This window comes from Streptomyces sp. NBRC 110028 (assembly GCF_001417735.1).
Lineage (GTDB): Bacteria > Actinomycetota > Actinomycetes > Streptomycetales > Streptomycetaceae > Streptomyces.
This window is the reverse complement of sequence record NZ_BBUZ01000033.1, coordinates 94,900-109,395: the sequence shown is the minus strand read 5'-3', so window position 1 is coordinate 109,395 and position 14,496 is coordinate 94,900. Positions and strand designations below refer to the sequence as shown.

Genomic DNA, 14,496 nt, shown 5'->3' with positions numbered 1-14,496 from the left:
TGTTCGCGCGCGAACATGTTCTTGGCTGCTTTGTCCTCGAAGACGCCTCGCCCAGTCTCGTCGACGGCGAGGCGAGCCAGCGCGGTGTGCTGGTCCAGGGCGGCGACCGAGGCCTTCTTGACGATGTGGTCGACCTGTTCCTGGGTGAGGGCGTCGTAGTCGGCGAGCGCCTTCAGCCCGTTCGTGACCAGCCGGTCCACGGCGATGGCGATCTCGGACGGCGCGTCGGCGGTGACCGTTGCGTCGGTTCCGGCGTCCTGACGGGACATGGCATGCGCCTCCGTTGACGAGAGCCGCCAGAGGACCGGCGGCGTGCGGACGGGAGCGGCACCGCGGGGGACCGGTGCCGCTCGCACCTTCACTCTCGTCCTGCCTGGCCCGTGCTCCCAGGTGCCGATGGTCCCTTCCGGGGGCTGACCGGTACCGCCTCGGGCGGGCCGGCTGAGCCGTTGGAACAGTCGTCCACGTCGAACCCGAGCCTGTTGACCACACCGATGACGCCCTCCACCCGCCAGGTCAACCGGACCGCCACTGGGACGTCACCGCGGTGGCGGAGGCGTCCCTCCAGCAGGACCATGCCGTCGCGGACGGATACGGCGGCCGCCCCTGCCGGCAGGCCCAGTGCACCGACCAGGACCTCGTCGATCACCTGGCGACGGATCTCCTCGTCCGTACGGAGGAAGACCCGCAGCAGGTCGCGGCGGGTGGCGATACCGATGAGGCGGTCCTCCTCGTCCACCACGGGCAGACGATCAACATTCTGACGCTCCATCAGTCGTGCGGCGTCCGGCACGCGTTGCTCCGGATGAACGGTGACCGCTGGTGTCGTCATCAGTTCTTCCGCCGTCGTGGCCACGGAGCCGTGCGTGAGATCGGTGCCGGAGACCACCCCGACCACCTTGTCGTCGTGGTCGACGACCGGCAGCCCGCTGATCCGGTGCCGGCCCAGCAACCGCACCACGTCGTCGAATGGGGTCTGTCGGCTTGCACAGACGACCTCGCTGGTCATGACTTCGCCGACGGTGCGCGTCTTCATCACGCTTCCCTCCTCCACCGGTGCAAGCGGGGGAGCAGCAGGCTGCCCGTGTGCTTCAGCCTTGCAGCCGCCCCGGCTGCCGTGCAGGGCCGTGCCGCACATGAAGGAGGGCCGTCCTGCCTCGTCCCGGAGGGCTGAGGGACTCTAATCCCGCCCGCTGACGGCTGGGCCACCGCGCCACGGTGGGGGAGTGGCCGCCTTGCGAGCCGCCTCCCTGCGGTGCAGGACCCTGTTCAGCCGGCTGCGAAGGCGGTCCTGCAGCCGGTCCGCGAGCTCATGTGCGGTCGCCTCCTGGGCGTGTACGACCACAAGGGTGTTCCCCACGACGAGCTCGGCCCCGGCGGACCAGGGCTGCTCGACGTGGTGTGCCGCGGCCCTGGTGATCCTCACCTCGCCGCTGACCTCCGGAATTCCGGGCCGGTTGAGGGCGGTTCCGACCTTGGTCCGGACGTACGCGAGCGCCTCTTCGGCCACCTCCCCTTCCGCTCGTACCTGTACGGCGACGGTGGAGGTGGCCTGGGCGCGGGTGTCCTTCGCAGTCATCTGCTCCGCTCCTTCGATCGCTTGGTGGGATTTCAGACTTCTGCGAAGACCGGCGTGAGCCCAGGGCTGTCAGGCCCCAGGAGGGGGGGCCAAAGGCCCTCCTCCGCTGCCGGGAGCCACCCAGGGTGTGTGATCCCCGGCTGTGGATGTCCGCGGAAACAGGGCCGACCGGCCCTGGCCCTTCGGCCAGGATCCGACCAGGATCTTGCTACGGACACCGATACGGTTGACAAGTGGACATCGACGAGACACAGGGAACCAGGGAGCAGCGATGGCGGACAGCAAGCAGCCCGGCCCCGACAGCCCGATCCGGGTCTTCCTGCTGGACGACCACGAGGTGGTACGGCGTGGAGTGCGCGACCTCCTGAACGACGAGCCGGACATCGAAGTGATCGGCGAGGCCGGCACGGTGGCGCAGGCCTTGGTGCGTGTCCCCGCACTGCGCCCGCAGGTGGCGGTGCTCGACGTCCGGCTGCCCGACGGTGACGGCGTGACCGTGTGCCGGGAGCTGCGCTCGAAGATGCCCGAGCTTGCCTGCCTGATGCTGACCTCCTTCGACGACGAGGAGGCCCTGCTGGACTCGATCATGGCGGGCGCATCCGGGTACGTCCTCAAGCAGATCCAGGGCTCGGACCTGGTGTCCGCTGTACGGACCGTCGCCGCCGGCCAGTCCCTGCTGGACCCGAGCGCCACCACCAAGCTGATGGCCCGGCTGCGTGGCGGACAGCAGCAGGAAGAGGCGCCGGACGGGCTGCAGGGCCTGACCGAGCGGGAGCGGGAGATCCTCGCCCTGATCGGCGAGGGCCTCACCAACCGCCAGATCGGCCAGCGGCTGTACCTCGCCGAGAAGACGGTGAAGAACCACATCTCCCGCCTGCTGGCCAAACTCGGAGTGGAGCGCCGTATCCAAGCCGCGGTCATCGCCACCCAGGCCCAGGACCGGCAGAGGCAGGAAGGGCGCTGAGGTCCCCTGCGGGAAGGACACCTCCCCGGCGAGGCGCATGAGCCGCTGCCGGTGCTCGATGGGCAGCGCCCGCAGCATGGTGGGGGTGTTCATGGCCTGCCTTCCGGACGGGGCGTAGGGAACTGGCGCTTTCAGCCTGTGCCGGCGGCCGGGAGCAGGCGAGGGGCTATCCGGCCCGGAGCACGGACCAGCCGTCCCGAGGCGGAGATTGCTCCGGCCGGCCAGCAGGGGATGCCAGGTCCCGGGAGTGAAAAGCCTGCCTCGGGCGGGGCGCTGCTCTTCTCGCAATCGACGACGGCCGCCGCCCGCGTGTCGGCGCGGGCGACGGCCGTGGCGCAATCGTCGTGCCTCCCCCGACACGCGACTCGCGAGGATGTCCTCGGGGCTCCCGGGGCTCCCGGGGACGGAGAGCTGCCTCAGCTCGAACGAGCCAGAAGGACGTGGCACGCAGCTGATCGTCGATGCGTCCGGATGAGCGGCTGCAGGGCCGGCCTGCCTTCCACTGTCGAAAGCGGCCTCCTCGCACAGAAGCGGCCGATAGCCCCAAAGCCGAAGGCCGAACGGCCCCAGACCGGAGCCGAGTTCACGCGCTGGTGGCAGCGAATGGGGCTGGATGGGCCTGCCGCGCCGGGACCGTCGGCCGCTCAGGGGCCTTCTGGCCGCTCCGACCGTGGCCGCGAGCGCGGCGTAGCGGCCCGAGTCCCCGGCGGCGAGTCCTGCGACCGGCGGCAGCCCGGCCACGCCCGAGTACGCCATGACCAGCGGCACGAGGTACGCCGCCATGGTCATCCCGGCCAACAGGTCTCCCTTCAGCCACGTACGCCGGTGGTCGAGAAGCGCGGCGAGGCCGGGCACCGGGCGGCGCCACCACGGAACGTGCCCGTCCGAGCCGTCGGTCATGAGCCGCCCTTCGCCTTCGGGATCCATCAGAGCGCCATGCCCCCCACTTGAGGGGAGCGATCCACGCGGTGTCCACGCGGCCCGACGCGTGCCGATCCGGTGGCGTTCGTCCCAACGGGCCCCGGCAGAAGGGGACCTTCAGCCCAACGGCCGCGGCCCTTCGGCATCCGGCCGCGCGCGGCGCCCGCGGCAAGAGTGAGGGGTGTCAGGACACCGATCGGACATCCCCGAAGGGATCAGCGCCATGGCCTGCACGAGCACCATCACCGGAGCCTGGGCTTCCACCTGTCCTTCCGCAGGAACCGGAACGGCTCCACGATCGCCGTGTCGGCAGGCTCCGACACCCTCTCCGTGCGGGCCTGCGCCCTCGCGTCTCCGCGCCTGCTCACGGGGTTCGTTTTCCTGTGGGCGTTCCTGGACAAGACCTTCGGCCTCGGTTATGCGACCGCGTCCGGCAAGGGCTGGATCGACGGCGGGTCGCCGACGAAGGGCTTCCTCGGTTCCGTCGCCTCCGGGCCGATGAAGTCGACGTTCCACTCGTGGGCCGGTGACGGGTGGGCGGACTGGGTGTTCATGCTCGGCCTGCTCGGCATTGGCGCGGCCGCGATGCGGACGTTCGTCCCACAACCCGTCGCGCCGGCCCCCGCATGGTCCGTCGGTCCCGTTGGAGGACCGGCGGTCCCTGCCCCATGTAACCCCTGAACACGACGCTGGAATCGGGTCCCGCCGGGACCCGGTTCAGGAGGTGGAGAACATGCCCCGCACCATCACCGTAGGCATCGACGGCTCGCCCGAGAGCCGGGCCGCCGCCGAATGGGCGGCCCGCGAGGCGAAGCTGCGCGGACTGCCGGTGAAGCTCATCCACGTCTGGGAGCCGATCCCCGAGCACCTGGCCGACGCCACGCACAGCGGCGCGGAGACCCTCCAGCACTGGACCGGGCGAAGCGAGATGGGGGTACCCCCGGCCGAAGGCTGGGGGAGGATCCCCCGCGAGGCCGCCGAGAGCCTGCGGCTGCGCCATCCCGGCGTCGAGGTGACCACCGAGCAGCTCACCGGGCTGCCCGCCGAGGCCGTGGCCCGCGCGGCGCAGGACGCCGAACTGCTCGTCCTCGGCTCGCGCGGCCTGGGCGGGATTGGCGGCTTCCTGGTCGGTTCAGTCGGACTCGCGGTCGTGGCACACTCCGAACGCCCCGTCGTCCTGGTGCGCGCCGATGAACAGGCCACTGACGAACAGGCGATGGACGCGGTAGGCATCCCCTCCACCGCAGCTCCCTTCCGCCCCGTCGTCCTCGGACTCGACGTCAGCCGCCCCGACGAGGCCCTGATCGGGTTCGCCTTCGACGCCGCCACGCGCCGAAAAGTGCCGCTGCGCGTCGTGCACGGCTGGAACCTGCCGCCCTACTACGCCTACGGCATGGCCCTGGAGCCGGCGGTCGAGCGGGAGATGGCGAAGGGCGACGCCGTCATCGTGACCGAGGTACTGCGCCCTTGGCGGCAGAAGTTCCCCGACGTCGAGGTCGTCGAACAGTCCCACTACGGCAGTCCGTCCACCCTCCTGATCGACGCCTCCCAGGAGGCCTCCCTGGTCGTCGTCGGCCGACGCATTCGCCGCTCCTCGGTCGGCGCCCACATCGGCCCCGTCACCCATGCCGTCCTGCACCACGCCACCGCCCCCGTCGCCGTCGTCGCCCACGACTGACGTACTCCGACAACACCCCGAGGAGAGAACGGACCATGAAGGCAGCAGTCGTACGAGCCTTCGGCGAGCCCCTGGTCATCGAGGAGCGCCCCGACCCCGCACCCGGCCCCGGTCAGGTCCGCATCCGCGTCGAGGCCTCCGGGCTGTGCCACACCGACATCCACGCCGCGCACGGCGACTGGCCCGTCAGACCCACCCCGCCGTTCGTGCCCGGCCACGAGGGCGTCGGCCTGGTCGAGGAACTCGGCGAGGGTGTCACCCACCTGCCCCTCGGTCAGCGAGTCGCCGTGCCGTGGCTCGGCAGGGCGTGCGGGCGGTGCGAGCACTGCCTGTCCGGCTGGGAGACGCTGTGCGAGCAGCAGATCAACACCGGGTACGGCTGCGACGGCGGGTACGCCGAGAAGATGCTGGCCTGGGCCGACTTCGCCCAGCCGGTGCCCGAGGGCGTCACCCCGTGCGAGGCCGCCCCCCTCACGTGCGCCGGCGTGACGACGTACAAGGCCCTCAAGGTCGCGGACGTCAAGCCCACGCAGCTGGTCGCGATCTCGGGGGTCGGCGGCCTCGGTCATCTCGCCCTGCAGTACGCCAAGATCGCCGGAGCGACCGTCGCCGCGATAGACGTCACCGACGACAAGCTCCAACTCGCCACCGAGCTCGGCGCGGACGTGGTCATCGACGCCCGCAAGCAGGACGTCGGCAAGGAGCTGAAGAAGCACGGCGGTGCCCACGCGGCGATCGCGCTCGCAGTGAACCTGGCCGCGTTCGAGGCGGTCAGCTCCGGTCTGCGGCGCGGCGGAAAGCTCGTCATGGTGGCCCTGCCCGCGCGCGGCACGATCCAGGTCCCGATCTTCGACACCGTCCTGAACGGCACGTCCGTCATCGGCTCGATCGTGGGCACGCGACAGGACCTCACCGAGGTCTTCCACCTCCACGCCGCCGGCCGCACGAAGGTGATCTACGAGACCCGCCCGCTCGCGTCCGTGAACGAGTCCATCGACGCCGTGCTGCGCGGCGAGATCAAGGCCCGGATCGTCTTCGGCCTGGGCGCAAGAAGGTGAGGACGATGGAACTCCCCCTGGTCGTCGGCGTGGATGGTTCGGAGCCCAGCCTGCGGGCCGTCGACTGGGCGGCCGACGAGGCCGCCCTCCGTGGGCTGCCGCTGCGGCTGGTGTACGCCTCGCTGTGGGAACGGTACGAAGGCACCTCCCTCGCCCAGGATCTCGGCAAGCCGTCCGAGGAGGTGATGGCCGAGGACATCGTCGAGAGCGCGGCAGGACGTGCGCACAGCCGTCAGGCTGACGCGAAGGTCACCACCGATGTGCTGCCCGAGGAGCCGGAGTACGCGCTGGTAAGCGAGAGCCGCACCGCCGCTGCCATGGTCCTCGGTTCGCGCGGCCGCAGCGGCTTCGCCGAGGCGCTTCTCGGCTCCGTCAGCGTGACGGTGGCCGGCCACGCGCACTGCCCGGTGATCGTGCTGCGCGGCAGCCACGACAACCGGGTCCGTTCCGGGAGACGCCCCGTCGTCCTGGGCATCGGCGAGAAGCCGTCGGACGGCGCGGCGGTGCGCTTCGCCGTCGAGGAGGCGCAACGTCGTGGTGTGCCGCTGGAGGCCGTACGAGCTTGGCGGTGTCCGGCGCACGAGACCACCGATGACCCTCTGCCGGCCGGAGAACCCGCCCGGCTGCACGAGGAGCGGGCCAAGGACGAACTGGACGCGGCTCTGCAGGACGTCCCGGCCGATGTCGAGGTGCACCGGCGCACCGTTGAGGGCCACGCCCGCCGGGTCCTGCCCGACGCCTCGGCCGACGCCGACCTGCTTGTCGTCGGAGCCCGGCGCCGCGAGGGCCACTACGGCCTCCAGCTCGGCCGTGTCGCCCACGCGGTGCTGCACCACTCCGCCTGCCCGGTCGCCGTCGTACCCCAGCGGGGGTGAGAGAGGTGACCGGCTGCTCAGAGGCTCGCCGCGTGGTCAGGGACGTAGGTCTGCAGATCGCGCGGCGGCCGCTGGTAGCCGGTCGACGGCGGCCGGGGCGGAAGCTCCAGCACCGGCGGCGAAACCTCGTGGTACGGGACCGAGCTCAGCAGGTGCGCCATCATGTTCAGCCGTGCGCGGCGCTTGTCGTCGCTCTCGACCACGTACCAGGGCGCCTCGCCAATGTCGGTGTGGACCATCATCTCGTCCTTCGCCCGGGAGTACGCCTCCCAGTGGGTGATCGAGGCCAGGTCCATCGGCGACAGCTTCCAGCGCCGCACCGGATCGTCGAGACGGCGCCGGAACCGTTCCTGCTGTTCGGTGTCGCTCACCGAGAACCAGTACTTGCGCACCAGGATCCCGTCCTCCACCAGCATCCGCTCGAAGATCGGGCACTGGCGCAGGAACAGCTGGTACTCCTCCTTCGTACAGAAGCCCATCACATGCTCGACGCCGGCGCGGTTGTACCAGGACCGGTCGAACAGCACGATCTCCCCGGCGGCCGGCAGATGCTCGACATACCGCTGGAAGTACCACTGGGTGCGCTCACGCTCGGTCGGCTTGGGCAGGGCCACGATCCGGGCGACGCGGGGATTGAGATGTTCCGCCACCCGCTGGATGGTGCCACCCTTGCCCGCTGCGTCCCGCCCCTCGAAGACGACGACCAGCCGGACGCCCTCCGCCTTCACCCACTCCTGCAGTTTCACCAACTCGATCTGCAGACGCAGCAGTTCTGTCTCGTACACCTTGCGCGGCAGGCGCGCCGCCTCCTTGCCGGCCATGCCGTCTCCCCGCTCGGTTCCCCAAGGACGAACACCAGGACACCACGGTACTCACCCACGAAGAGCTGCGCACTCCGGACCACCACCCGAAACCCCTCACCGAAGAGGAGCTCACCGCCATGACCGTACGTGTCGGCATCAACGGATTCGGCCGCATCGGCCGCGCCTACCTGCGTGCGGCCCTCGACCGCGTCGAAGCGGGCACCCAGGACCTCAGGGCGGTCGCGATCAACGACATCGCGCCGCCTGCCACCCTCGCGCCGGAGCCCACACGGTGCTGCTGTCGGCCCCCGGCAAGGAAGTGGACGCCACCATCGTGATGGGCGTCAACGACGACACCTACGACCGCGAGCGCGACCGGATCATCTCGGCCGCCTCCTGCACTACGAACTGCCTTGCACCCATGGTCAAGGTGCTCGACGAAGCCTTCGGTATCGACCGCGGCCTGCTCACTACCGTCCACGGCTACACCAACGACCAGTCCCTTCTCGACGGCCCGCACAAGGACCTGCGCCGGGCCCGCTCGGCGGCCCTGAGCATCATCCCGACCAGCACCGGCGCCGCCCGCGCGGTGGGCCTCGTACTGCCGGAGCTGGCCGGAGCCCTGGACGGAATCGCGGTCCGCGTACCGGTCGAGGACGGCTCGCTCACCGACCTCACGGTGGTGCTGAACCGGAAGACCACGGCCGACGAGATCAACGCCGCGTTCACCGAGGCCGCCGACGGCCCGCTGCACGGCATCCTGCGCGCCTCGATGGCCCCTATCGTCTCGCGCGACGTCATCGGTGACCCCGCTTCCTGCGTTTTCGACCCGGCTCTGACCCAGGCCAACGGCACTCTGGTCAAGGTCTTCGGCTGGTACGACAACGAGTGGGGCTACACCAACCGGCTCCTGGACCTCACCGCCTTGGTCGCGGACGACTGACGGATACGGAGGACAGCGACCCAAAGCGCCCGGTCAGGGCCGGCACGACCGTGTAGGACGACAGGCCGGGCGGCCGTTGGTACGCGAACGGCCGGGCCGACAGCCCTCGACGGACTTGGGGCCGACCGGCCCAGGACTCGCCCCCGGACGGCCCAATGGAACCGGTCTTCGCTCCGCTGGATGCTCGAACCGTCAAGAGCTTTGGAGGAGAACCGCGATGACGGACGACGTGCTTTACCACCCCCCGGTTCACGGCTTGCTCGCGGACGGCACCACCGTGTGCATCCGTCCCGTGACCCCGGCCGACCACGACCAACTGCAGGGGCTCTACCAGGAGATGTCCCAGGACAACCTGCGGCTGCGGTTCTTCTCAGTCAGCCGGCGCTCCGGCGCCCTGGCCGCCGACCGTGCCTGCGCACCGGAGTGCCCCGGATACCGGGCGCTGCTGGCGGAGATGCAGGGCCGGGTGATCGGCATCGCCGAGTACGACTCGGCGGGGGAGAAGGACTCGGCCGAGATCTCCATCGCTGTCTGCGACGGGCTGCACCACCGCGGAGTGGGCACCCTGCTCGTCGAGCACCTGGTCTCCGCGGCGGCACCTGGTCTCCGCGGCCCGCGCCGAGGGCATCACCACCTTCACGGCCGACGCGCTCAGCGAGAACCGCGAGATTCTCCGGCTCTTCGCCGACCTTGGCCTGACCACCGCCCGTCACTTCGAGGGCCCCGAGGTGCGCTGCACCATCCGGCTCGACCAGGACGACGCCTACCTGTCCGCAGTAGAGGCCCGCGGCCGGGCCGCCGACGTGGCCAGCCTCGAACCGCTGCTGCGCCCGAAGGCCGTTGCCGTCGTCGATGCCGGCCGCAAACCCGGCTCGGTCGGCCGGGCGATCCTGCACCACCTGAAGGCAGTGGCTACTCCCGCCGCCTGTTCGCCGTGAACCCGAGCGCGAACCACATCCTCGGCGTGGCGCGTCCTACCCGTCCGTCAGCGCCCTGCCCAAGACTCCCGACCTGGTGGTTGTGGCCGTTCCCGCCCCCGCGGTCCCGGCCACGGCAGAGGAGTGCGGCAAAGCTGGTGTCCGGGCGCTGCTCGTCGTCACCGGCGGATTCGACAACGAGCAGGCGCAGGCGCTGCTGGCCACGTGCCGCACCCACGGCATGCGGCTGGTCGGCCCCAACTGCCTCGGTATCTCCAACACCGAACCTGGCCTGCGTCTGGATGCCACGTTCGCCGCCGACCACCCGCGCCCCGGCACCGCAGGCGTCTCCGTGCAGTCCGGCGGAGTCGGCATCGCCCTGCTCGACGGTCTGTCCCGGCTGGGCATCGGCGTTTCGTCCTTCGCCTCGCTCGGCGACAAGTACGACGTCAGCGGCAACGACATGCTCCAGTGGTGGGAGGGCGACGGGCGCACCGAACTCGCCCTGCTGCACCTGGAGTCCTTCGGCAGTCCGCGGGCGTTCTCCCGCACGGCCCGCCGCGTCACCCGCCGCATGCCGGTCCTGACCGTGGACGCGGGCCGCACCGATGCAGGCCGGCGCGCCGCCGCCTCGCACACCGCGGCCGCGGCCACCCGCGCCATGACCCGGCAGGCGCTGTTCACCCAGGCCGGCATCACCGCCACCCGCTCGGTCGGCGAACTCCTGGAAACGGCCGCGCTGATGTACTCTCAGCCACTTCCCGCCGGCAATCGCGTCGCGATCGTGACCAACACGGGGGGCGCCGGGGTGCTGGCGGCCGACGCTTGTGCGGAGGCGGGGGCTCGTCCTGCCCCCGCTCACCCCGGAGGTGGTCGACGATCTGCTCGCCGTGTTCCCCAAGGGCGCCGTGGTCGGCAACCCTGTCGACGCCACCGCTGCCGTCGGGGAGGAACAGCTCGCGGACTGCCTGGACCGGCTGATGCGCCACCCGGGCATCGACGCCGTCCTGGTGGTCCTCGTCCCCACCGCGGTCGCCGCAGCGACCGGCGACGATCTCGTCCGGGCCCTCACCGACGCCCCCGGACACCGGGCCAAGCCGATTGCCGTCGTACGCCTCGAACAGGACCTGCCGGTCAAGCTGCTGCCCGCCGCGGACGGCGGCACCATCCCGTCGTACGCCGAACCCCAGGCGGCGGCACGGGCTCTGTCCCACGCCGCCCGTCGCGAGGCCTGGCTCGCCCGGCCCGTGGAGACCGTCCCCGACCTCGACGGCATCGACGCGGCCCGCGCCCAAGAGGTCGTCGAGACCTTCCTGACCCGGCATCCGGATGGCGGCTGGCTCGACCCGCGCACCTGCGCCGACCTGCTGGCCTGCTACGGCATCTCGCAGATCCCGTGGGCGTGGGCGGAGACCGAGGACGACGCCGTCCTCGCCGCCCAGCGGCTGCGCGGCCCGGACGGTCGGGTGGTGATGAAGGCCCACTGGCCGGGACTGGTGCACAAGAGCGAGCAGCGTGCCGTGCACCTCGACCTCCAGGGCGATGCCCAAGTCCGCGCGGCATTCCGGGACTTCGAGACCCGGTTTGCGGGGCTGCTCACGGGCGTGGTGGTGCAGCCGCTCGCGCCGCGTGGCACCGAACTGTTCGCCGGCGTCGTCCAGGACGAGGTCTTCGGCCCGCTGGTGCTGTTCGGGCTCGGCGGCACCGCGACCGAGGTCCTCGGTGACCACGCCGCCCGCCTGGCCCCGCTCACCGTCCACGACGTGCACGCCCTGATCACCGCGCCGCGCTGCGCCCCGCTGCTGTTCGGAGCCCACGGCAGCGGACCGGCCGATCTCGAAGGCCTGGAGCAGCTGCTCCTGCGCCTGTCCCGGATGGCGGCCGACCTGCCGCAGCTTGCCGAGGTCGACTTCAACCCCGTGCTCGCCACAGCGGAAGGGGTCTCGGTGCTCGACGCGCGGGTGCGCCTGCCGGGGCGTCCGGGGCTTTGCCTCAGTTGCGGCTGGATGAGCTACTGGACGGCCTGCAGCGGCAGGTGGCGCAGGTGCGGTCGGCGCACGACCGCGTCCACACACTGCTGGACGCGGTGCTCGCGATCGGTTCCGATCTGGAGCTGGAGGTGGTGCTGCAGCGCATCGTGGAGTCCGCCGTCAGTCTGGTCGACGCGAAGTACGGCGCGCTCGGCGTGCTGGGTGAGGAAGGCTCGATCAAGCAGTTCCTCACCGTCGGCATCGACGAGGAGACCATCGCGCGGATCGGTCACTACCCGCGCGGCGAGGGCATCCTGGGGCTGCTGATCCGCCACCCGGAGCCGTTGCGTCTGGCCGACCTGGCGCAGCATCCCTCGTCTTCGGGTTTCCCGTCCGGGCACCCGCCGATGACCAGCTTCCTCGGCCTGGTCTGGCCGGTTGCCGTCGAACGGGCTGCCCGACGGCGACCGGCGGTGGTCAACTCTTCGCAGAAGGGCCCAGCGCTCCGTGACCGAGTTCAACCTCGGTATCTGGATGCCGCTGAGCACGATGCCGATCCCCGCGTCCTTGAGGACGGCATCGAAGAGGTCGGAGAACTTCCCGTCCCGGTCCCGGATCATGAACTGAATGCCTGCTGGGTGGTCCAGGGGCCGTCGGGATGGGACGTGGTGTTCAGGATGTGCACGTAGCGGGTGTTGATCTCGATCGCGAAGAACACGTACACCCGTCGCAGGGTGAGGGCGCGGTCGATGTGGAAGAAGTCGACAGCGAGCATGGTCGAGGCACGCGACCACGGCAACGGGTGGGACTCCAGCGGCTACCGTTGACGCGTTGAGTATCCGCGGATGCGGAGGCGCGACAGAAGGAGGGGCCAGTGGGTGGGGGTGGCATGAGCGCCGGTGCCGGGGAGCGGCTGCCGCGCTTGCAGTTGGACGAGTTGCTGGAGGAGTTGCAGGTCCGGATCGACGCGGTGCGCGGCACCCGGGACCGGGTGCACAGCCTGCTGGAAGCGGTGCTCTCGGTCGGTCGGGAGCTGGATCTTCCAGGGGTACTGCGGCGGATCGTCGAGGCCGCCGTGGTACTGGTCGACGCCGAGTACGGCGCGCTGGGGGTCATCGGCGGCGACGGGAAGTTGTCGCAGTTCTTGCCGGTGGGGCTCAGTGAGGAGCACATCGAGGCCATCGGTCCGCTGCCGTCCGGCCACGGGATCCTGGGCGAACTGATCCGGAAGCCGGAGCCGCTGCGGCTGCCCGAGCTGGCCGACCACCCGGCCTCGTACGGCTTCCCGAAGAACCACCCGCCGATGAACACCTTCCTCGGCGTGCCGATCCGGGTCCGCGACGAGGTCTTCGGGAACATCTACCTCACCGAGAAGCGGGGCGGCGGGGAGTTCGACGGCGAGGACGAGGCCGTGCTGTCCACCCTGGCCGTCGCGGCCGGTGTCGCGATCGAGAACGCCCGGCTTTACGAGGAGGCCCGTCACCGGCAGCGCTGGCTGGAGGCCAACGCGGAGATCACCGCCAGCCTGCTGTCCGGTGCCGACGAGATGCGAGTGCTGGAGCTGATCGTCGATCACGCGCGCCGGATCCTGTCGGCGGACCTCGGCGCCCTGGCGCTGCCGGTGGAGGAGGACGGCAGCCTGAGCGTGGCGATCGCCTCGGGCACCGACGCCGACATCCACCGCGGTCTGGTGCTGCCCCGGCAGGGCTCTTTCGTCGGAGCTGCGGCGACGGCCGGTGAGCCCATCACCAGCGTCGACATCGGCTGCGACGTGCGTGTCACCGCGGGTCCGCCTCGGTGGGCAGGGCTCGGGCCGGCGGTGGCGGTCCCCATGGTCACCGGGCGCGGCGGGGCGCGGGGTGTGCTGCTGCTGGCGCGCGCCGAACGGCGGGCGGCCTTCACCGAGGCGGAGACGGCGCCGCTGCAGGCCTTCGCCGGACAGGCGGCGCTGGCGATGGAACTGGCCGAACGGCGGCGCACGGCCGAGCACCTCGCGCTGCTGGAGGACCGGGACCGCATCGCCCGAGACCTCCACGACCTGGCGATCCAGCGGCTGTTCGCCACCGGGATGACACTGCAGAGCGCGGTCCGCTTCGTCGATCACCCGGAGGCGGGTGATCGGCTGTTGCGCGCCGTCGACGACCTCGACGAGACGATCAAGATTATCCGGTCGACGATCTTCGGCCTGCGGATCCGGGAGACGGGAGCGGCCGAGCAGGGTCTGCGGGTCCGCACGGCGCGGGCGGTCGAGGAAGCCGTGGGCACGCTGGGCTTCACCCCGGCACTGCGTATGGAAGGCCTGGTCGACACCGACGTACCGTCCGCGGTCGCGGACCACGCCGCCGCCGTCCTGGCCGAGGCGCTGTCGAACGTGGCGCGGCACGCCCACGCCACGACGGCCGACATCGCGCTCGTGGTCGCCTCCGGCACCCTCACCGTGACCGTCGCGGACAACGGCGTGGGCGTCCCCGAAGGCGGCCGCCGCAGCGGACTGCGTAACCTGGAGGAACGGGCCCTGGAATTCGGCGGCGAGATGACGGTCGAGATCCCGCCGGACGGGGGCACCCGTCTGGTGTGGCGCGTGCCACTCACCCAAACGGCATGATCAGTCGCCGGTGTCCGACTCCGGAGCACCGTCCAGCACGTCCCGGGCCGGGCTCCGCGGCATGGCGGACCCTTGCGGCCCGTACTTAGAGGCGGATCAACATCTTGTACGGGAGCGCGACCCTCGTCCGGGTCGTCCAAGCACCCACCTGAGGTCCGGTCACTCCAGCGCCTGGTGCAGTCT

The 14,496-nt window shown here is 71.0% G+C and carries 9 protein-coding genes and 6 pseudogenes; 9 read left to right on the top strand and 6 right to left on the bottom strand.

Annotation, left to right across the window (positions count from 1 at the left end):
- Positions 1-358: 358 nt before the first annotated feature.
- Together ASC60_RS25935 and ASC60_RS25930 are read right to left on the bottom strand one after the other, a co-directional pair.
- Positions 359-1,036: a CBS domain-containing protein gene (locus ASC60_RS25935; RefSeq protein ID WP_063787213.1), complete on the bottom strand. Its 678-nt coding sequence runs from the start codon at positions 1,034-1,036 to the stop codon at positions 359-361.
- Between the two features lie 144 nt (positions 1,037-1,180).
- Positions 1,181-1,579, bottom strand: coding sequence for a hypothetical protein (locus tag ASC60_RS25930; protein ID WP_055555002.1), 399 nt, complete (start codon positions 1,577-1,579; stop codon positions 1,181-1,183).
- Between the two features lie 271 nt (positions 1,580-1,850).
- On the opposite strand from ASC60_RS25930, the gene ASC60_RS25925 reads away from it, so the two are divergent.
- Complete coding sequence (locus ASC60_RS25925; protein ID WP_055555000.1) at positions 1,851-2,543, top strand: response regulator transcription factor; 693 nt, start codon at positions 1,851-1,853, stop codon at positions 2,541-2,543.
- Here ASC60_RS25925 and ASC60_RS43215 read toward each other — a convergent pair.
- A pseudogene (locus ASC60_RS43215) lies at positions 2,544-2,636 on the bottom strand (regulator); the annotation flags it as partial.
- Positions 2,637-3,209: 573 nt separating this feature from the next.
- A pseudogene (locus ASC60_RS39750) lies at positions 3,210-3,443 on the bottom strand (SulP family inorganic anion transporter); the annotation flags it as partial.
- Between the two features lie 249 nt (positions 3,444-3,692).
- Here ASC60_RS39750 and ASC60_RS43210 point away from each other — a divergent pair.
- From ASC60_RS43210 to ASC60_RS25910, 4 genes and pseudogenes are all read left to right on the top strand, one after another.
- A pseudogene (locus ASC60_RS43210) lies at positions 3,693-4,046 on the top strand (hypothetical protein); the annotation flags it as partial.
- A 151-nt stretch (positions 4,047-4,197) separates the two neighbouring features.
- The gene (locus tag ASC60_RS25920) at positions 4,198-5,142 is read left to right on the top strand and encodes a universal stress protein (protein ID WP_055554998.1); all 945 of its coding nucleotides are present in this window, start codon (positions 4,198-4,200) and stop codon (positions 5,140-5,142) included.
- A 35-nt stretch (positions 5,143-5,177) separates the two neighbouring features.
- Positions 5,178-6,200, top strand: coding sequence for a zinc-dependent alcohol dehydrogenase (locus ASC60_RS25915; RefSeq protein WP_055554996.1), 1,023 nt, complete (start codon positions 5,178-5,180; stop codon positions 6,198-6,200).
- A gap of 5 nt (positions 6,201-6,205) precedes the next feature.
- Positions 6,206-7,075, top strand: a complete 870-nt coding sequence (locus tag ASC60_RS25910) for a universal stress protein (RefSeq protein ID WP_055554994.1) — start codon at positions 6,206-6,208, stop codon at positions 7,073-7,075.
- A gap of 17 nt (positions 7,076-7,092) precedes the next feature.
- Here the strand turns inward: ASC60_RS25910 and ppk2 are convergent, their stop codons facing one another.
- A complete protein-coding gene (ppk2, locus tag ASC60_RS25905) occupies positions 7,093-7,896 on the bottom strand; it encodes a polyphosphate kinase 2 (protein WP_055554992.1) in 804 nt (267 codons plus the stop codon).
- A gap of 119 nt (positions 7,897-8,015) precedes the next feature.
- On the opposite strand from ppk2, the pseudogene ASC60_RS25900 reads away from it, so the two are divergent.
- The 3 pseudogenes from ASC60_RS25900 to ASC60_RS39735 form a co-directional block, all read left to right on the top strand.
- A pseudogene (locus ASC60_RS25900) lies at positions 8,016-8,821 on the top strand (type I glyceraldehyde-3-phosphate dehydrogenase).
- Positions 8,822-9,038: 217 nt separating this feature from the next.
- A pseudogene (locus tag ASC60_RS42330) lies at positions 9,039-11,717 on the top strand (acetate--CoA ligase family protein); the annotation flags it as partial.
- Between the two features lie 17 nt (positions 11,718-11,734).
- Positions 11,735-12,133, top strand: a pseudogene (locus ASC60_RS39735) (GAF domain-containing protein); the annotation flags it as partial.
- Positions 12,134-12,324: 191 nt separating this feature from the next.
- Here ASC60_RS39735 and ASC60_RS42325 read toward each other — a convergent pair.
- On the bottom strand, positions 12,325-12,483 hold the full coding sequence (locus ASC60_RS42325) for a hypothetical protein (protein ID WP_199831062.1): 159 nt from the start codon (positions 12,481-12,483) through the stop codon (positions 12,325-12,327).
- A 114-nt stretch (positions 12,484-12,597) separates the two neighbouring features.
- Here ASC60_RS42325 and ASC60_RS25885 point away from each other — a divergent pair, with 114 nt between their 5' ends.
- A complete protein-coding gene (locus tag ASC60_RS25885) occupies positions 12,598-14,313 on the top strand; it encodes a GAF domain-containing protein (RefSeq protein WP_055554989.1) in 1,716 nt (571 codons plus the stop codon).
- Positions 14,314-14,496: the final 183 nt, after the last annotated feature.

Excerpts from the sequence above, each read along its gene's own strand:
- ASC60_RS25925 (WP_055555000.1), top strand. The coding sequence starts at position 1,851 with ATGGCGGACAGCAAGCAGCCCGGCCCCGACAGCCCGATCCGGGTCTTC.
- ASC60_RS25920 (WP_055554998.1), top strand. The coding sequence starts at position 4,198 with ATGCCCCGCACCATCACCGTAGGCATCGACGGCTCGCCCGAGAGCCGG.
- ppk2 (WP_055554992.1), bottom strand. The coding sequence starts at position 7,896 with ATGGCCGGCAAGGAGGCGGCGCGCCTGCCGCGCAAGGTGTACGAGACA.
- ASC60_RS25930 (WP_055555002.1), bottom strand. The coding sequence starts at position 1,579 with ATGACTGCGAAGGACACCCGCGCCCAGGCCACCTCCACCGTCGCCGTA.
- ASC60_RS42325 (WP_199831062.1), bottom strand. The coding sequence starts at position 12,483 with ATGCTCGCTGTCGACTTCTTCCACATCGACCGCGCCCTCACCCTGCGA.
- ASC60_RS25910 (WP_055554994.1), top strand. The coding sequence starts at position 6,206 with ATGGAACTCCCCCTGGTCGTCGGCGTGGATGGTTCGGAGCCCAGCCTG.
- ASC60_RS25915 (WP_055554996.1), top strand. The coding sequence starts at position 5,178 with ATGAAGGCAGCAGTCGTACGAGCCTTCGGCGAGCCCCTGGTCATCGAG.
- ASC60_RS25935 (WP_063787213.1), bottom strand. The coding sequence starts at position 1,036 with ATGAAGACGCGCACCGTCGGCGAAGTCATGACCAGCGAGGTCGTCTGT.
- ASC60_RS25885 (WP_055554989.1), top strand. The coding sequence starts at position 12,598 with ATGAGCGCCGGTGCCGGGGAGCGGCTGCCGCGCTTGCAGTTGGACGAG.